This window comes from Curtobacterium sp. A7_M15, assembly GCF_030705415.1.
Classification (GTDB): domain Bacteria; phylum Actinomycetota; class Actinomycetes; order Actinomycetales; family Microbacteriaceae; genus Curtobacterium.
In genome coordinates this window covers 1-15,744 of sequence record NZ_JAUZED010000085.1, presented here as the reverse complement: position 1 = coordinate 15,744, position 15,744 = coordinate 1, and the positions used below count along the sequence as shown (strand labels likewise).

Annotated in this window: 19 protein-coding genes and 1 riboswitch; of the genes, 11 read left to right on the top strand and 8 right to left on the bottom strand. The window is 74.2% G+C overall.

What is annotated here, in order from left to right:
* Nucleotides 1-12: 12 nt before the first annotated feature.
* Entirely contained in the window at nucleotides 13-1,224 is a 1,212-nt protein-coding gene (locus Q7F20_RS14000) for a hypothetical protein (RefSeq protein WP_305740690.1), read from the bottom strand.
* Between the two features lie 98 nt (nucleotides 1,225-1,322).
* Here Q7F20_RS14000 and Q7F20_RS13995 point away from each other — a divergent pair, with 98 nt between their 5' ends.
* Nucleotides 1,323-2,291, top strand: a complete 969-nt coding sequence (locus Q7F20_RS13995; protein ID WP_305740689.1) for an aldo/keto reductase — start codon at nucleotides 1,323-1,325, stop codon at nucleotides 2,289-2,291.
* A gap of 127 nt (nucleotides 2,292-2,418) precedes the next feature.
* On the opposite strand, the gene Q7F20_RS13990 is transcribed toward Q7F20_RS13995, so the two are convergent.
* Nucleotides 2,419-3,066, bottom strand: coding sequence for an NADPH-dependent F420 reductase (locus Q7F20_RS13990; RefSeq protein ID WP_305740688.1), 648 nt, complete (start codon nucleotides 3,064-3,066; stop codon nucleotides 2,419-2,421).
* Nucleotides 3,067-3,158: 92 nt separating this feature from the next.
* Between Q7F20_RS13990 and Q7F20_RS13985 the strand changes: the two genes are divergently transcribed.
* The 4 genes from Q7F20_RS13985 (at nucleotide 3,159) to Q7F20_RS13970 (ending at nucleotide 5,000) form a co-directional block, all read left to right on the top strand.
* On the top strand, nucleotides 3,159-3,455 hold the full coding sequence (locus tag Q7F20_RS13985) for a GNAT family N-acetyltransferase (protein WP_305740687.1): 297 nt from the start codon (nucleotides 3,159-3,161) through the stop codon (nucleotides 3,453-3,455).
* A 21-nt stretch (nucleotides 3,456-3,476) separates the two neighbouring features.
* Nucleotides 3,477-3,938, top strand: coding sequence for a VOC family protein (locus tag Q7F20_RS13980; protein ID WP_305740686.1), 462 nt, complete (start codon nucleotides 3,477-3,479; stop codon nucleotides 3,936-3,938).
* An 85-nt stretch (nucleotides 3,939-4,023) separates the two neighbouring features.
* Complete coding sequence (locus tag Q7F20_RS13975) at nucleotides 4,024-4,494, top strand: MarR family winged helix-turn-helix transcriptional regulator (protein ID WP_305740685.1); 471 nt, start codon at nucleotides 4,024-4,026, stop codon at nucleotides 4,492-4,494.
* Nucleotides 4,491-5,000, top strand: a complete 510-nt coding sequence (locus Q7F20_RS13970; protein ID WP_305740684.1) for a metallophosphoesterase — start codon at nucleotides 4,491-4,493, stop codon at nucleotides 4,998-5,000. The genes Q7F20_RS13975 and Q7F20_RS13970 overlap by 4 nt, the downstream gene beginning before the upstream one ends.
* 122 nt (nucleotides 5,001-5,122) lie before the next feature.
* Here the strand turns inward: Q7F20_RS13970 and thiD are convergent, their stop codons facing one another.
* The 3 genes from thiD to thiM all read right to left on the bottom strand — a co-directional run bounded on the left by thiD (nucleotide 5,123) and on the right by thiM (nucleotide 8,231).
* Nucleotides 5,123-6,652 (bottom strand): bifunctional hydroxymethylpyrimidine kinase/phosphomethylpyrimidine kinase, encoded by a 1,530-nt coding sequence (thiD, locus tag Q7F20_RS13965; protein ID WP_305740683.1) that lies wholly within the window; start codon nucleotides 6,650-6,652, stop codon nucleotides 5,123-5,125.
* A complete protein-coding gene (thiE, locus tag Q7F20_RS13960; protein ID WP_305740682.1) occupies nucleotides 6,649-7,371 on the bottom strand; it encodes a thiamine phosphate synthase in 723 nt (240 codons plus the stop codon). The genes thiD and thiE overlap by 4 nt, the downstream gene beginning before the upstream one ends.
* Nucleotides 7,368-8,231 carry a hydroxyethylthiazole kinase gene (gene thiM, locus Q7F20_RS13955; RefSeq protein ID WP_305740681.1) on the bottom strand — a complete coding sequence of 288 codons (864 nt, stop codon included), beginning with the start codon at nucleotides 8,229-8,231 and terminating at the stop codon, nucleotides 7,368-7,370. Before thiM ends, thiE begins: the two co-directional genes overlap by 4 nt.
* Nucleotides 8,220-8,315: riboswitch (TPP riboswitch) on the bottom strand. (Overlaps the previous gene by 12 nt.)
* A 67-nt stretch (nucleotides 8,316-8,382) precedes the next feature.
* Between thiM and Q7F20_RS13950 the strand changes: the two genes are divergently transcribed.
* A complete protein-coding gene (locus Q7F20_RS13950; RefSeq protein WP_305740680.1) occupies nucleotides 8,383-9,348 on the top strand; it encodes an NUDIX domain-containing protein in 966 nt (321 codons plus the stop codon).
* 136 nt (nucleotides 9,349-9,484) lie between these two features.
* On the opposite strand, the gene Q7F20_RS13945 is transcribed toward Q7F20_RS13950, so the two are convergent.
* Nucleotides 9,485-10,711 carry an MFS transporter gene (locus Q7F20_RS13945; RefSeq protein ID WP_305740679.1) on the bottom strand — a complete coding sequence of 409 codons (1,227 nt, stop codon included), beginning with the start codon at nucleotides 10,709-10,711 and terminating at the stop codon, nucleotides 9,485-9,487.
* The gene (locus Q7F20_RS13940) at nucleotides 10,708-11,358 is read right to left on the bottom strand and encodes a GntR family transcriptional regulator (protein ID WP_305740678.1); all 651 of its coding nucleotides are present in this window, start codon (nucleotides 11,356-11,358) and stop codon (nucleotides 10,708-10,710) included. Before Q7F20_RS13940 ends, Q7F20_RS13945 begins: the two co-directional genes overlap by 4 nt.
* Before the next feature lie 139 nt (nucleotides 11,359-11,497).
* Between Q7F20_RS13940 and Q7F20_RS13935 the strand changes: the two genes are divergently transcribed.
* The 4 genes from Q7F20_RS13935 to Q7F20_RS13920 all read left to right on the top strand — a co-directional run bounded on the left by Q7F20_RS13935 (nucleotide 11,498) and on the right by Q7F20_RS13920 (nucleotide 14,823).
* Complete coding sequence (locus Q7F20_RS13935) at nucleotides 11,498-12,244, top strand: phosphotransferase enzyme family protein (RefSeq protein WP_305740677.1); 747 nt, start codon at nucleotides 11,498-11,500, stop codon at nucleotides 12,242-12,244.
* 22 nt (nucleotides 12,245-12,266) lie between these two features.
* On the top strand, nucleotides 12,267-13,343 hold the full coding sequence (locus Q7F20_RS13930) for a winged helix DNA-binding domain-containing protein (protein ID WP_305740676.1): 1,077 nt from the start codon (nucleotides 12,267-12,269) through the stop codon (nucleotides 13,341-13,343).
* A 161-nt stretch (nucleotides 13,344-13,504) separates the two neighbouring features.
* Entirely contained in the window at nucleotides 13,505-14,452 is a 948-nt protein-coding gene (locus Q7F20_RS13925; protein WP_305740675.1) for a DnaJ domain-containing protein, read from the top strand.
* Complete coding sequence (locus Q7F20_RS13920) at nucleotides 14,452-14,823, top strand: hypothetical protein (protein ID WP_305740674.1); 372 nt, start codon at nucleotides 14,452-14,454, stop codon at nucleotides 14,821-14,823. Before Q7F20_RS13925 ends, Q7F20_RS13920 begins: the two co-directional genes overlap by 1 nt.
* Here the strand turns inward: Q7F20_RS13920 and Q7F20_RS13915 are convergent.
* Nucleotides 14,817-15,179, bottom strand: coding sequence for an RNA-binding S4 domain-containing protein (locus tag Q7F20_RS13915; protein ID WP_305740673.1), 363 nt, complete (start codon nucleotides 15,177-15,179; stop codon nucleotides 14,817-14,819). The two genes, Q7F20_RS13920 and Q7F20_RS13915, sit on opposite strands and share 7 nt — an antisense overlap.
* Before the next feature lie 34 nt (nucleotides 15,180-15,213).
* Here Q7F20_RS13915 and Q7F20_RS13910 point away from each other — a divergent pair, with 34 nt between their 5' ends.
* Nucleotides 15,214-15,471 carry a hypothetical protein gene (locus tag Q7F20_RS13910; RefSeq protein ID WP_305740672.1) on the top strand — a complete coding sequence of 86 codons (258 nt, stop codon included), beginning with the start codon at nucleotides 15,214-15,216 and terminating at the stop codon, nucleotides 15,469-15,471.
* Nucleotides 15,472-15,744: the final 273 nt, after the last annotated feature.

The following is a 15,744-nucleotide window of genomic DNA, read 5'->3' as shown; positions in this document are numbered from 1 at the left end:
CGCGGCCCGGCGCTACGGCGCGAGCGTCGGGACCGTGCCCGTCCCCGTCAGGTCCGGCACGGTCACCCCGACCAGCGGCAGCAGCGCCGAGGCCACGGCCCACACCAGCACCAGCGTCCCGACCCCGCCGAGCACGGCCCCCAGGAGCGCCAGCGGCCGCTGCCACGTCACCCCGGGCCGCCGCAGCGTCACGATTGAGAGCAGGAGCGCGAGCACGCCGAGCACCAGCCCGACACCGTGCACCGTCGCGGGGGCCGTGAACCACCACGCGCCGAGCCCGAGCGTCGCGACACCGGCGACGGCGCCGAGCACCGCGGCGGGCGTCGTCCCCACGAGCTGCGGTGCCGGAGCAGCGGCCTGGAGGCGCGGCTCACCCTGACCACGCACCGTCCGCCCCGGGGTGGTCGCCTCCACGGCCGTGGCCGCGTCGTTCGCGGTGCTCGCGGCAGACCCCCGCGTGCTCTTCGGTGCTCGTCGGCCCGTCGTCCGACCGCGCCCCGGTCGGTGCGGGCCCCGCTTCGTGCTCCTCGCGCCGGTCCCGCCGCCCGAGCCGCCCGCCGTGTCGCGGGTCGGGAGGTCGATCAGTGGGATCGCCTCGGTCGGCGGCAGCGCATCGCCACGGGGATCCGGGGTCGCGGGGGCAGGCGGAGCGACGACGGCCTCGAACGCCGGAGCCGGAGCCGGGGCGGCCGGAGTCGGGGCGGCCGGACGCTGGTGGGCGAACCGGGCGGGCGTGCGGTAGCCGATCGGCCCCGAGGGTGCCGGTTCCGCACCCTCGACGACGACGTGCTCGAGACCGGGCACCGAGAACCGGGGCTGCCCGACGGCCGGGACGCCGGGGGCGGCCGGGACGACGGGCGCGGTGCCGACGGCGTCGATCGGCGAGACCGGCGCGGAGCCGACCGGCGCGGAGCCGATCGGAGCACGGCCGACCGAGGCGGTGTCGACCGGGAGGGTGTGCACCGCGGGCGACGTCGGGGCCGGCGGGAGGAGGTGGTCCTCGGGCGGGAAGTCGGGCACCACGATGTCGTCGTCGACGCGTCCGGGTGTCGGCGGCTGCGCCGGGAGCGTGCTGCCGGGCCCGGCCGTCTCCGGAGCGGGGGCCGGTGCTGCGGCGGTGGGGCGCGCCTCCAGGTCGTCTGCTGGGCCCTCGGGGGGAGCCGTGACCCAGTCGGGGACGGCGCGACGCGGCCGGTCCTCGTCCGGCAGGCGGTGCGATGCCACTGCGGTGTTCCCTCCGTAGGCTGATCCATCGTCAGTTCTAACGGCAACGCGTCCGACTGGCGCAGCCCCAGTTCCGGGGTCGCCGGTACGGTCGACGCATGACCGGAATCGAACACCGTCCACTCGGGCCGTCGGGGCTCGTCGTCTCCACCGTCGGCATCGGCTGCAACAACTTCGGCCGGCCGGGCACGCTGACCGAGACGCAGGAGGGCACGGACGCCGTCGTCCACGCGGCCCTCGACGCCGGCGTCACCCTGTTCGACACGGCGGACGTCTACGGCGGCCGTCGTGGGCTCTCCGAGGAACTGCTCGGCAAGTCCATCGCGGGTCGTCGTGACGAGATCGTCCTCGCCACGAAGTTCGGCATGGACATGCAGGGGATGAACGGTCCGGACTGGGGGGTGCGGGGCTCCCGCCGCTACGTGCGGCTCGCGGTCGAATCATCGCTGAAGCGCCTCGGGACGGACTGGATCGACCTCTACCAGATGCACGGCCCGGACGACGTGACCTCGATCGAGGAGACGCTGTCCGTGCTCGACGACCTCGTCCGCGAGGGCAAGATCCGCTACATCGGCCACTCGAACTTCGCGGGGTGGCAGATCGCGGAGGCGGAGCTCACCGCCTCGATCGCCGGCACCACGGCGTTCGTCTCCGCGCAGAACGAGTACAGCCCCTTGGCTCGGGGTGTCGAGGACGAGGTCCTCCCGGCGGTCCGGGCGTACGCGCTCGGGTTCCTGCCGTACTTCCCGCTGTACAACGGCCTGCTGACCGGCAAGTACACGAGGTCGGGCGGCCCGTCGGACGGACGGCTCACAACGGCGAAACCGCAGCTCCTGCAGGACGCGCCGTGGGCGATCCTCGAGGAGTTCCAGCGGTTCTGCGACGAACGCGGTGTCACCATGCTGCAGGCGACCTTCGCCTGGTTGCTGGCGCAGCCCGGGCTGTCGAGCGTCATCGCGGGGGCGACGAAGCCGGAGCAGATCCGGCAGAACGCCGAGGCGGGGACGGCGTGGGAGCCGTCCGAGGACGACCTCGCCGAGATGACGCTCGTCTTCGACGGCGCCTGAGCTGGCGGCGCGGGCGGGTGCCGAGCCTCGGCTGGGCGGACGGTTTCGTGGCCGAACGGGCGCGGAACTGTCCGCGGGGCCGAGCCTCGCGTCACCTCGCCGGCGCGCGCGGGCAGCGACCCGTGCGCTACCGGTCGCGGTACCGCTTCGCCGCCGTGAGCGCCTCGCGGAGCTCCGCCGCGGTCAGGCGCGGGCCGTAGCCGGGGGTGTCCCGCTGGATGCGCCAGCCCTCGGCGAGGGGCCCCGCGTCGACGACGTCGAAGCCGAACTGGTCGATGAGGTCCGACACGACCCGCTTCGCCTCCGGGTCGTCCCCGGCGACCACGAGCGCTCGGCGGTCCGGGGTCCCCGCGGGCGCGGCGTGTCCGGTGAGGTCCGCGGCGCCGATGTGGTTGAACGCCTTCACGACCCGGGAGTCGGGCAGGTGGTCCTGCAGGAGCTCCGCGGTCGTGGTGGTCTCGGACTCGAGCGCCTCGATGTGGCCGTCGCGCTGCGGGTAGTAGTTGTTCGTGTCGATCACGACCTTGCCCGCGAGGGGACCGACCGGGATGGTCTCGATCGCCGCGAGCGGGGTCGTGACGACGACGAGGTCGCCCGCTGCGGCGGCGTCGTCGCGCGTCGCCGCGCGTGCACCCTCGCCGAGCTCCGCGACCAGGTCGGTCAGGGTCTCGGGGCCTCGGGAGTTCGCGATCACGACCTCGTGTCCGTTCCGCACCGCCAGCCGTGCGAGCTGGGATCCGATGTTGCCTGCGCCGATGATGCCGATTGTCGTCATGGTGTCCGACCAACGTCCGACCCCGACCCGCCCATTCCCGGCGGCCCGACCACAGGCCGCCCACGCGGCCGCCGAAGGTGCATGATGGCGGCATGGACCACGAGTTCCGCGACGAAGCCGACCAGGACCGCTACGCGATGTACGTCGGCGGCGAACTCGTGAGCGTCCTCGACTACCGCGAGAACGGCGACGCGATCGCGTTCCCGCACACGTACACCGTGCCGAAGCACCGCGGGCACGGGTACGCGGCCGAGCTCGTCGACTTCGCGGTCGCCGACGTCGAGGCGAACTCGACCAAGCGCATCGTCCCGATGTGCTGGTTCGTCGGCAAGTGGTTCGACGAGCATCCCGAGAAGGCAGACCTGCTCAGCCGCGGCGCTGCGGACTGAGCCGAACCGGAAGGCACCGCCATGCCGACGATCACCCCGTTCCTCTGGTACGACGACCAGGCCGAGCAGGCGGCGGAGCACTACGTCGCGCTCTTCCCCGACAGCAGCATCGACAGCGTGAGCAAGACCCCGGACGGGCAGACGCTCGTCGTCGAGTTCACGCTCCTCGGCAAGCCGTACCGTGCGATGAACGGCGGCCCCGGGCACGAGCACACCGATGCGGTGTCGTTCCAGGTGGACGTCGACGACCAGGAGGAGCTCGACCGCGTCTGGGACGGCCTGCTCGCGGACGGCGGCCGTCCGAGCCGGTGCGGGTGGCTCTTCGACCGCTGGGGTGTGGCGTGGCAGGTCACCCCGTCGATGATGGGCGACCTCATGACCGGCTCGGGGGACCCCGAGGCGAACGCCCGCGTCTTCGAGGCCATGATGCAGATGGTCAAGCTCGACATCCCCGCGCTGCAGGCCGCCGCCGCGCGTCACTGAGTCGGCCCGATCCGTACCCGCCGGTATGGTGGCGGGACCGAACACCGCCGGCAGGTCCCGGCGCAGACAGGCTGGAGTCCGTCCGATGAGCGAACCGAGGCCCGATGTCCGCAACAGCGACATCGGACGCGCGTACACGGAGCTCGCCCGCATCACCCGTCGAGCGAGCATCCGAGCACGCGGCTCGGACTCGATCCTGAGCGTCGTCGACCAGTCCCTCGTCGACTTCGTCGTCCAGCACGAGGGCTGCATGGCGATCGACATCGCCCGCTACCTCCGCCTGAACCGTTCCACGATCTCGCGGCAGCTGTCCGGGCTGCTGGCGGCCGGCCTCATCCGGACGCTCGACGGCGGCTCCGGCAACGCGAAGCCGCTCGTCGTGACGGACGCCGGCCGCGCCGCGCTCGACCGGTCCGTACGGCTGCACCGCGATGCCCTCGACGAGCGGCTCGCGAGCTGGTCGGACGACGACATCGCGCTCCTCGCAGGGCTCCTCGAACGGCTCGGCGCCGCGGACGAGGCGGGGTTGCCGATGCCCGGACGCACCTCGTCGTGACGACCTCGTTCGTCCTGCTCTCCGACACCCACCTGCCGAAGCGCGCGAAGGACCTGCCGGCCGGGCTCTGGGACGACATCGACGCCGCGGACCTCGTGGTGCACGCCGGCGACTGGGTGGACCTCGCGACGCTCGACGCTGTCGAGGCCCGGTCGGCCCGCTTCGAGGGCGTCCGCGGCAACAACGACGGCCCCGAGTTCGACGACCGACTACCGCTCGAGGCCCGCTTCGCCGTCGAGGACCTGCGCTTCGCCCTGGTGCACGAGACCGGTGCCGCCACGGGGCGCGAGCGTCGCATGTCGACGGCGTACCCGGACGTCGACGTGCTCGTCTTCGGCCACTCGCACATCCCGTGGGACACCGTCGCACCGTCGGGCCTGCGGCTGCTCAACCCGGGTTCGCCGACGGATCGTCGCCGCCAGCCGGACCACACGTGGATGCGCGGAGCGGTCGACGGCCGCGACCTGTCCGTCGAGCTGGTGCGGCTGGCTCCCGCGACCCGCTGACGGACGGGAGGCGCGGGTCGGCCCCGCACCGCGCCTCCCGTCCGTCCCCACGTGCGTCCAGTGCCGCTCGTCGTTTCGCGCCCAGCGACACCTCCCGCCCCGTCCGGCGCGTGAGGTGTCGCTCAGCCCGTGACGACGTCCCCCACGTCAGAGCCGCCGCCCGCGCCCGCCGTCGGCATCCGGAAGAACGCCAGCTCCCACGCGGTCGACGCGCGGAACGCGCGCGTCATCGCCCCGCGCTCGGCGGGCGCCGCCGCCGCGGCGAGCCGCTCGACCCAGGTCGTCGCCTCCGCCGAGGCCTCGGCGAAGCCCGGGTCGCCGTACGCCCCGATCCAGTCGGCGAACGGGTGGTCCGCCGGGACCGTGCCGATCTGCGTCCCGACCCACGCGTACACCCGGAAGCACGGCAGGACCGCCGCGGCCAGCACCCCGACCGACCCGGAGTCGGCAGCGGCCTGCAGGTGGGCGAGGTAGCCGGCGCAGACGGGGTGGACGGGGTCGTCGGCGTGCGTGCCGGCGAGGCGTCGGTGGTGCAGGTCCCTGGCCTCGTCGGCGCAGCCCCGGGCTGCCGCCTGCCAGAAGGCGGCCTCGGCTCCGGATGTCCACGAGCTGAGCAGTGCCAGGTGCCGTTCGTACGCGCGGAGGTAGTGGACGTCCTGCGCCAGGTACGCGGCGAACACCTCGGGGTCGAGCGTCCCGGCGCGCATCCCGGTGAGGAAGTCGCACGCGATGGTGTCCCGCAGGACCTCGGCGACGTCGTCCCACCAGCGGTCGGTCCATGCCGGCCCGGGCATCGCGGCCCGCACGAGCGCGCCGTGGTCGACCGGGCCGTTCCCGCTGCCGACGTGCAGGGCGTCGGCGCCGCGCAGGGCCGCGGTCAGCCAGTGCTTCGCCGTGCCGATCGCGAGCTCCCAGTCGCCGTCGCGGGCCGCGAGCGTCGCGATCGCACTCGACAGCGAGCACCCGGTGCCGTGCGTGTTCGCGGTCCGGACGCGTGGCGCGGTGAACGTCCGCAGGACGCCGGCGGGCCCGACGAGCACGTCGTCCGAGGTGTCACCGTCGTCGTGCCCGCCCTTCGCGAGCACCAGCACGTCCCAGGCGCGGGCGATCGCCAGCGCCCGGTCCTCCGCACCGTCGGGGCGCCGTCCGTGCGGTGCGGTGGGGCCGTCCGGGCGCCGTCCGTGCCGTGCGGCCAGCTCGGCGAGCACCGCGAGCTCCGCCCGGTTCGGCGTCACCAGGTCGGCGAGCCCGAGCAGCGTCACCATCGCCCGCGATGCGTCCTCGTCGAGCAACCGGTCCCCGCTCGTCGCGACCATCACGGGATCGACCACGACGACGGGCGGGCGGTGCTCGCGGAGCCAGTCCGTGACCGTCCGCACGACCTCGGCGGTGCCGAGCATCCCGATCTTCACGGCGTCGACCACGACGTCGTCCGAGACCGCGTCGAGCTGCTCGCGCAGGAACCCGACGTCCGGCACGTGCACCGACCGCACCCCGTGCGTGTTCTGCGCGACGAGTGCGGTCACGACGCCCATGCCGTAGCCGTCGTGCGCCGCGATGGCCTTGAGGTCCGCCTGCATCCCCGCCCCACCCGTCGGGTCCGTCCCGGCGATGCTCAGCACACGCGGGATGCGCGCTCCGTCGGTGCTCATGCGTCCGCCCTGTGGCGCGTCGCGTCGGACGGGAGGCGCGGGTCGCCCCCGGCACGTCGGCCGTCCGCGCCGTCCCAGGCTGCGACCAGTGCGGCGGCCGCCGATCCCGGGTCGGCAGCCACGCAGATGCCGGAGACGACGGCGACCCCGGCCGCACCCGCAGCTCGTAGTGGCGCGACGTCGTCGAGGGTCACCCCGCCGATCGCCACGCACGGCAGGTCTGTGGCGCGGGCGAGCCGGCCGAACCCGTCGAGTCCGAGCGCCGGCGGGTGGTCCGCCTTCGTCGTCGTCGGGCGCACCACGCCGACGCCGAGCAGGTCGACCGTGCCGCGGGGCAGTGCGGCGACCGCGGCGAGGTGTTCCGGGGTGTTCGCGGTCAGCCCGACGTGCGCGTCCGGGCCGAGCAGCGCGCGCGCCGCCGTCACCGGGACGTCCGACTGCCCGAGGTGCACCCCGGCGACGCGGTGCCCGTCGTGCCGAGCGGCCAGCGCGACGTCCAACCGGTCGTCGACCACCACCGTCGCCCGGTCGCCCACGGCGTCGGCCACGGCGGCCGTCAGCGCCAGCAGGTCCCGCGCCGAGGCGTCCTTGTCGCGCACCTGCACGATCCGCACGCCGCCCTGCACCGCGGCACGGACGACCCCGAGGACGCCGATGCCGTGTCGGTCCGACAGCACCGGGTCGGTCACGAGGTACACGCCGAACGCACCGGCGCTCATGCGGACACCGCCGGCGACTCGACGGTGATGCGCGCCGTGCGCACGACGTCCTCGGGTGCGAGCGACGCCAGACGGTCGAGGAACAGCGGCTGGAACGTGCCCGGTCCGCCGGCCTCCCGTGCGGCGAGCTCGGCCGCGACCGTGTGCACCGCGGTCGCGGCGACGGCTGCCGCCCCGGGGTCGTCGGGGGAGACGGCGGTGAACGCGGCGACGACGGCACCGAGCGCACACCCGCCGCCGGTGATCCGCGTGAGCAACTCCGTGCCGTTCGCGACCCGCACCGCACCGATGCCCGGCGCGACCACCAGGTCGACCGGACCCGACACGGCCACCGCGGCCACGCGTCCGCTCGACCCGCTCGGGCCGGACACGGCGGCGACCGCAGCTCCCCGAGCGTCGTCGGTGCCGACCGTGCTGTCCACGCCGCGACCGCCGTCCGAGGCGCCGAGCACGGCGAGCACCTCGGAGGCGTTGCCCCGCAGCACCGTCGGACCGAGCGCCAGCAGGTCGCGGGCGAGGGCCGTCCGCACCGGCAGGGTGCCGACGGCGACCGGGTCGAGCACCCACGGCGTCCCCGCCTCGACCGCCGCCGACGCCGCTTCGAGCGACGCGGCCCGGGGTTCCGCGTGGGGCGTGCCGGTGTTCACCAGGAGGGCGTCGGCGACGCGGGCGAACGGGCCGGCCTCGGTGACGACGTCGACCATCGCGGCCGAGGCACCGAGCGCGAGCAGCGCGTTCGCGGTGACGTTCTGCACCACGGTGTTCGTGATGCAGTGCACCAGCGGGCTCCGGGCGCGGACGGCCTCGAGGAGTTCGGCGGTCCGACGGGCCCAGTCGTGTTCGGGCGCAGCAGTGTGCATGGACGATCCCTTCGCGAGTACGAGCTCGAGCAGGTTCGACGGGTGTGATCTCAGCCGCTGGTTGCGGCACCCCGTGTCTCGACCGACACCGTACACGAGCTGCGCCGACGTCTCCGGTCACATGACGGGCCGCGTGTGACAGGGTTGACGGGTGCCAGACACCACGCCTCCCGGGCCTCCTCCCGGCCCCCGCGACCCCGGCGACGCCTGGGCGGTCGGCCCCGACGGCACCAAGGCATGGGGGCGCTTCGGCGCTGCCGGACTCCTCGTCGACGACGGCTCCGGCCGCGTGCTCCTGCAGCACCGCGTCGAGTGGAGCCACCACGGCGGGACCTGGGGGATCCCCGGCGGAGCACGTCACCTCGGCGAGGACGCCGTGACCGGGGCGCTCCGCGAGTCCGCCGAGGAAGCCGGCGTGCCCCTGGACGGCGTGGACCTGCGGCACACCTCCGTGTTGGACCTCGGGTTCTGGACGTACACGACGGTGGTGGGTCGCGCCTCCCGGCCCTTCGAACCGGTGATCGCGGACCGCGAGAGCCTCGAACTGGCCTGGGTGCCCGTCGGCGACGTCGAGGACCTGCCGCTCCACCCCGGGTTCGGGGCGTCGTGGCCGGCGCTGCGGGCGCGGATCGAGACGACGCCGCACGTCGTCGTGGACGCGGCGAACGTCGTGGGCAGTGTGCCGGACGGGTGGTGGAAGGACCGGCAGGCGGCTGCCTCGCGGCTGCTCGGGTCGGTGGGGGCGCTCGCCGAGGCGGGGATGCCGGCGTCGGTCCTGGACCTGCCGTTCGACCGGTGGTGGCCGCGGTGGACCGTGGTGCTCGAGGGCGCGGCGCGTGGTGGCTCGGTCCCGTCCGGCGGGCAGGCCGCTCCGGCTGGGTCGTTCGGTGAGCAGAAGACGTCGGGTGCGCACCACCGATCCGACCGTTTCGGCTCACTCGACGTCGTCCGCGCGCCCGGATCGGGAGACAACGCGATCGTCGAGGCCGCTCGGACCGCGGTGGACTCCGGGCACGCCCCGGTCGTCGTGGTGACCGCCGACCGCGAGCTCCGTGCACGGGTCGAGGAGTTCGGCGCCGCGACGCACGGCCCCGCCTGGCTCCGCGACCAGTTCTGACACCGGGCCGCGCGCCCGTCGTGCGCCCGACCGTCGTGCCGCAGTGTGCGAGGTTCCGCGGCCGGTGGGACCCGATCTACCCCGCACACAGCGCGGCACCTCGCACACTGCGGAGCGCGCCTCGCGCCCGCCCGCGCTACGCCGGGATGTGCTTCCTCGACGACACCAGGATCGCCACCCACGACAGCGCCCCGAGCCCGACGACCACCCACAGGATCGTCGGCACCGCGACGACGTTCGCCACCGCGGCGATCACCGCCGGCGCGAGGAACCCGGCGTACGCCGCGGCGTAGAACACCCCCGTCAGACCGGCCAGGTCGCGTGTCCCCGCGATCCGCTGGACCTCGAGCAGGCTCGACACGAGCGCCAACCCGATGCCGAGGCCGATCACCACGTTCGCCACGAGCCCGACCGCCACGGACTGCAGCTGGACCGCCACGACGACGACGGCGATGCCCGCGGTCATGAGTGCGACCGCGGACAGCAGCCCGCGCGCCGACAGGACCGACGTGACCCGACCGGCGAAGGGCTGCACGGCACTCGACACCCCGAGCGCGACGACCGTCGCGGCGGTGGCGAACACGAGCCCCCACGTGCCGGTCGCCCCGGCGAGCTTCGTCGGCAGGTACCCGTACCCGATCGCTGCGGACCCGAAGATCCACGGCGCGGCGACGAGCACGACCCGGGTGAACCGGCGGTGCCCGGCGCTCGGCACGGCGAGCTGCCTCCACCAGGGACCCGGCAGCCCTCCGGAGCGGCTCGTCTCCGGCGTCCGCCAGACGATCACGGCGAACGGGACCGCGACGCAGATGTGCACGAGGAAGGGCAGGACCTCGGGGATCGGGCCCCACTGCGCGATGAGGCCGGCGACGAGGGCGCCGGACGCCGACCCGAGGGTGAACGCCAGCGACGCCCGGCGCGCCCCGGACCCGGCGTCGGCCGACGGGTCGAAGCGTCCCTGTGAGAGCTCCTTCACCCAGCTGTTGCCGACCGCCATCGCGATCCCGACGGTGACGCCGGAGAACAGGCGCCCGGCCATCAGGAACCCTGCGCCGAGCGGCCCGAAGGCCAGCAGTCCGCTCCCGAGGACGGCCGAGGCGATCCCGGCGAGCATGAGCGGGCGTCGGCCGTGGCGGTCGGACAGCGAGCCGGCGACGAGGAGCGCCGGCGCGAGCCCGAGCACGTAGACGCCGAGGAAGACGTTGACGAGCAGCGACGAGTAGTGCGCCCGCTCCTCGTACATCAGCAGCAGCGGGGAGAACTGGTTGCCGCCCCACGAGCACACGAACACCGCGCCCCACACCGCGACCCACGGCAGGACACGCGTGCTCGGGACCGCGATCGAGCCGGTGGTCGCGCTCACAGGGCACCCCGGTGGGACGCGACGTGGGCGCGGAGGACCTCGGCGTAGCGCGCGGCGTCGCCGGCATCGAGCGCGGCGGCCAGCGCCCGGTGGTCCTCGAGGGACGCCTGCAACTGGGAGGGCTGGAGCCGCATCAGGTGGTGCCGCAGCCGCTGCTGCCGGTCGCGCAGGGTCCGGGCGAACATGACGGCGATCGCGTTCCGCGACGCGCCGATGACGGCTCCGTGGAACTCCGCGTCGACCTCGATGAACCGGTCGACGTCGCCGGTTGCGACCGCCTGCTCCTGGTCCGCGAGGAGGGCCTGGAGGAACGGGGTGACGTCCGCCACGCGGCCGTCGGTGACGACGCGGGTCGCCGCGGTCGACTCGATCGCCTCCCGCATCTCGAGCACGTCGGCCGCCTCGCTCGGGGACATCGGTCGGACTACGGCGCCCTTCCGGGCCTCGAGGGTGAGCAGGTCCTCGGCGGCGAGACGCAGGAACGCCTCGTGCACGGGTGTCCGGGACACGCCGATCTCCTGACAGAGCGCGTTCTCGCTGATCGCGGTCCCGCCGGACAGGTCGCCGCGGATGATCAGACGCTTCACGTGGTCGTAGGCCCGGTCCGACGCGGCCTGGGCGGTGGTTCCCGTGCTCGGAGTGCTCACGATCATCGATCCTACTCCTTGCATGCAACGGTGCATGCAGTCCTGTCACGCGCTGTTCACACGTGGACCGGTACACCCACGGGGAGCGCCCGATACGCTGGACCACCACGTCAACGGAGACGTACAACAGGAGGTTCCGATGGAGCGGATCACCAGAGCCGACGATCGCGTGCACCGCCCGGCAGGGCCGTGGACGCGAACCGTGCACCGGCTGCTCGCACACCTGCACGAACAGGGGTTCGTCGCGGCACCGGAACCGATCGAGCTCGGGCAGACGCTCGAGACCGTCTCGTTCGTCCCCGGCGCGGCGGGGGAGTACCCCTGGACGGCCGACGTCGCGAGCGAGGCCGCCCTCGTCACGACCGCTCGCCTGCTCCGGCACTACCACGACGCCGCCGCCACGTTCCCGCGTGACGACGACCACGACGTGTGGTCCCAGGCGGAGCGGTACCCCGCCGAGACGATCGTGCACGGCGACTTCGCCCCGTACAACTGCGTCTACGACGGGATCGCCGCGGTCGGACTCATCGACTTCGACACCGCGCACCCCGGGCCCCGCGTGTGGGACGTCGCCAGCGCCGTGTACCGGTTCGCACCGTTCACCACCGGGGCCGTCGAAGGGTCGACCGCGCGGTCCCTCGACGAGCGGCTCGACCGTGCCGCCGAGTTCTGCCGCGCCTACGAGTTGGACGCCCGATCGCGCGCGGTCCTCACCGAGACGATGCTCAGCTCCCTCGTCGCGCTGGTCACCACAATGGAGACCGAGGCGGCGGCCGGGAACCCGAAGTTCGTCAGCGACCTGCAGCACGGTCACGCGGACCTCTACCGGGCCGACGTGGCGTACATCGAGCAGCACGCGGACGACATCACCGCCGCCGTCGCCTGACCCTTGCCGCCATGCTGGTGCCATGACGACCACGCCGGCCCAGCTGCGCGCGATGCGCCTCGCCGCCCAGGGCATCGCGGTACCCGGAGCCGGACCGACCGCGGTGGTGGAGCGCATGCTCGCGGTCCAGGGACAGGACCTCGGGCAGGTGACGTGGGCCGTCGGCGTCCGCGCGCCGGGATCGACCCGCGACGACGTCCGCGCGGCGTTCGACCGCGGTGACGTCGTCCGGTCGTGGCCGATGCGGGGGACCCTGCACGCGATGCGCCCCGACGACCTCCGACTGCTGCTCTCCCTCACGGCCGAGCGGACCATCCGCTCCATCGCCCGACGCGCTGCCGAGCTCGGGATCGACGACGCCGTCCTCGCCACCGCCCGTGACGCCACGGTCGACGCACTGTCCGGCGGCCGGTCGCTCGCGCGCGACGACCTCTTCGCCGTCCACCGGGCCGCCGGCATCGACCCGACCGGCGGGCGCGGGTACCACGTGCTGCTCCGCCTCGCCCTCGAGGGCATGGTCGCCTGGGGACCCACCGCCCGCGTCGGCCAGGAGCTCGTGCTCCTCGACGAGTGGGCTCCGGCCGCCTTCCCGCTGCCGGACCGCGACGAGGCCCTGGGTCGGGTGCTCAGCGGTCACCTGCGCGGCCGCGGGCCGGCGACCGAGGCCGACACCGCCGCGTGGACGAAGCTGCCGCTCGGCGACGTCAGACGTGCGCGATCGGTGGTCGGTGACGCCGTGGAGGACCTCGGCGACGGACTCCTCGCCCTCGCCGACCGGCCCAGCCCCGGGGGAGTGCAGACGGGACACCTCCTGCCCGGGTTCGACGAGTACCTCCTCGGCTACGCGGACCGCTCCGTCCAGCTCGACCCAGTGCACGCCGACCGCGTCGTCCCCGGTGGCAACGGCATGTTCCTGCCGATGGCCGTCGTGCGGGGTCGGGTCGTCGGCACCTGGACCCGCACCGAACGCACCCGCGACGTCCGGGTCAGCGTCACACCCTTCGCGCCGCTCGACGGCGCTGCGGTCCGCGCACTCGGGGCCGCCGCCGAGCGGTACGGCGCGTTCCTCGCGGCCCCCGTCAGCTTCGCCGTCGCCTGACCACCCTGTCCCGCACGCCGTCCGCGACACCGCACCGGTCGATCGCCAGGTGCCTCGTCGCGGACCCGGTGCCGACGTACCGGGCCCGACCCGTTCCTCCAGGCAGCACCCAGCAGCCACGCGGCGGACTCCGACGCTCCCTCGGGTAATGTCGCAGGGCCATGACCGACAGCCCGGCCGACGCCACCCCGTACGAAGTCCTCGGCGTCCCCGCGTCCGCCGACGACGAGGAACTCCGCCGCGCCTACCGCCGCGCCGCCCGCGAGTCCCACCCCGACCTCGGCGGCGACGCCCGGCGGTTCCGCCAGGTGCAGGTCGCCTGGGAACGCATCGGTACCCCCGCCGCACGGCGGGCCTACGACGCCGGATCGCAGCGTGGCAGCGGGCAGCGCGCGTCCGGGCCGTCCGGTTCCTCCGCCTGGGCCCACGCCGCCGGTCGCGACGCGTACGCACCCCCGACAGCGCGTCGCGACACACGTCCGCGGGCCCGCTCCCACGGACACCCCGGCGGACGGTCGCGCGAGGTCTTCCTGCAGGCCGAGCGCGAGTGGGTCGGCCTCGGGGACCCCATCGAGGACCCGTACGACCCCACGCTGATCCGCTCCGCCCCCCGACACATCCGACGCCTGCTGGCCGAGGCGCTCGCGGAGGAGGCGACCGCGTCGATCGTGTCCGAGATGGGCATCGGCGTCACCGTCTGGCACGACCTCGACGCCGGCGCCGAGGGCAAGCTCGACCACGCCGTCCTCACGCCGAGCGGCCTGTGGGCCGTGGAGTCGATCGACTGGGGCGCTCCCGTGCGCGTCGAGCACGGTGAGATCGTCGGTGAGACGCTCGCGCCGGGGGAGCGTCCCGTCAAGGAGCTCGTCCGGGCCGCCCGCGCGGTGCAGAAGCAGACCCGGGTGCGCTTCACCGGCCGACTGCTCGTGGTGCCCGACTCCGCGGTGGACGAGGACGTCGAGCTCGTCGGCTCACCCCGGAAGCCCACCGCCCTGGTGGTCCGCCGCAGCGCGCTCGGCCAGGTGCTGAACGGCGTCTGGTCGCCCGAGGGGCGGGTCGACGTGTTCGAGGTCCGCGACCGCCTGCAGCAGACCGTCCGCTTCGTCTGATGCCGGAGCCGATCGTGGTCCTCGTCGGAGGCTGGGAGCACATGTGCTGCGGACTCCCCGTCGAGATCGGCGACGTCGTCGAGTACGGGGTGGTGTCGGCCGACGGTGCGCGGCGGTTCGAGGAGATCCGACACGACACCGTGCCGAACCAGGCCGTCCGGGGCCGCGTCGTCGAGCTCTACGCCGTCGGCCCGGGCGGGCGCGTCGCGATCGAGCGTGTGCCGAGTGGTCGAGCGCTCCGCGGCTTCGACGATGACGACGACGGCCGCCTCGAGGCTCGGTGGACCGGTCAGCCGGTCACGATCGCGTGGGCGGGCGACCCCGAGTTCGAGGTCGTCCTCGATCCCTTCGGGAAGCGGGATCGTCAGTAGCCGCGGAGCTTCTCGAGGTCGCGGCGCTCCCGCTTGCTCGGGCGTCCGGCACCCCGGTCGCGCATCGGCACGAACCCGGCCTCCTCCTTCGGGAGCCTCGGCGGGGTCCTGTCCTCGTAGTGCTTCGCGGCCTCGGGAGCACTCGTCCGCTTGAGGATGATCCCCGTGACGACGACGATCCGGTCGAACCCGTTCTGCCGCACCCGGACCTCGTCCCCCGGACCGATCGGCTGCGCGGGCTTCGCACGCTCCCCGTTCACCCGGACGTGGCCGGCCTTGCACGCGGCGGTCGCGGCGGAGCGGGTCTTCGTGATCCGCACCGCCCAGATCCAGCTGTCCACGCGTGCCTTGGCCATCCCCACACTCTAGGCGCGCCCTACGCTGACGGATGTGGACGGCACGGGACAGGACGCGATCGCCCGGGCGCTCGCGCTCGGGGTGCTCCGTGACGCAGCGATCGGGGACCGGCTGGTGATCCGTGCGCACGACGGCGCAGGGGCACGGGACGCCCTCGGGGTGCTCGTCGCTCGGAACTCGTCGTCGGTGACGATCGACACACGCCGCGGTCCGGTCGAGGTGGCGCTCGCCGACGTCGTCGCCGCGAAGCCCGTCCCGCCGCCGCCGACGCCGCGGACGCGCCGCCTCTGACACGCCCCCTCGCACCGTGCGACCCCGCGCCTGCACTGTGCGAGGTTCCGAGCGGCGTGTGGGGCCGCGCGGGTCCCACGGAGCGCGGAACCTCGCACACTGCCGACCCGCGCCCGACCGCCACGGACTGCAGCGGCCCCGCCACGCCGCCGAGGGCGAGGCCCGCGGTCATGAGTGCGACCGCGGACAGCAGCCCGCGCGCCCACAGGACCGACGTGACCCGACCGGCGAAGGGCTGCACGGCACTCGACACCCCGAGCGCGACGACCGTCG

Excerpts from the sequence above, each read along its gene's own strand:
- Q7F20_RS13995 (WP_305740689.1), top strand. The coding sequence starts at position 1,323 with ATGACCGGAATCGAACACCGTCCACTCGGGCCGTCGGGGCTCGTCGTC.
- Q7F20_RS13990 (WP_305740688.1), bottom strand. The coding sequence starts at position 3,066 with ATGACGACAATCGGCATCATCGGCGCAGGCAACATCGGATCCCAGCTC.
- Q7F20_RS13985 (WP_305740687.1), top strand. The coding sequence starts at position 3,159 with ATGGACCACGAGTTCCGCGACGAAGCCGACCAGGACCGCTACGCGATG.
- Q7F20_RS13980 (WP_305740686.1), top strand. The coding sequence starts at position 3,477 with ATGCCGACGATCACCCCGTTCCTCTGGTACGACGACCAGGCCGAGCAG.
- Q7F20_RS13975 (WP_305740685.1), top strand. The coding sequence starts at position 4,024 with ATGAGCGAACCGAGGCCCGATGTCCGCAACAGCGACATCGGACGCGCG.
- thiD (WP_305740683.1), bottom strand. The coding sequence starts at position 6,652 with ATGAGCACCGACGGAGCGCGCATCCCGCGTGTGCTGAGCATCGCCGGG.
- thiE (WP_305740682.1), bottom strand. The coding sequence starts at position 7,371 with ATGAGCGCCGGTGCGTTCGGCGTGTACCTCGTGACCGACCCGGTGCTG.
- thiM (WP_305740681.1), bottom strand. The coding sequence starts at position 8,231 with ATGCACACTGCTGCGCCCGAACACGACTGGGCCCGTCGGACCGCCGAA.
- Q7F20_RS13935 (WP_305740677.1), top strand. The coding sequence starts at position 11,498 with ATGGAGCGGATCACCAGAGCCGACGATCGCGTGCACCGCCCGGCAGGG.
- Q7F20_RS13930 (WP_305740676.1), top strand. The coding sequence starts at position 12,267 with ATGACGACCACGCCGGCCCAGCTGCGCGCGATGCGCCTCGCCGCCCAG.
- Q7F20_RS13925 (WP_305740675.1), top strand. The coding sequence starts at position 13,505 with ATGACCGACAGCCCGGCCGACGCCACCCCGTACGAAGTCCTCGGCGTC.
- Q7F20_RS13920 (WP_305740674.1), top strand. The coding sequence starts at position 14,452 with ATGCCGGAGCCGATCGTGGTCCTCGTCGGAGGCTGGGAGCACATGTGC.
- Q7F20_RS13915 (WP_305740673.1), bottom strand. The coding sequence starts at position 15,179 with ATGGCCAAGGCACGCGTGGACAGCTGGATCTGGGCGGTGCGGATCACG.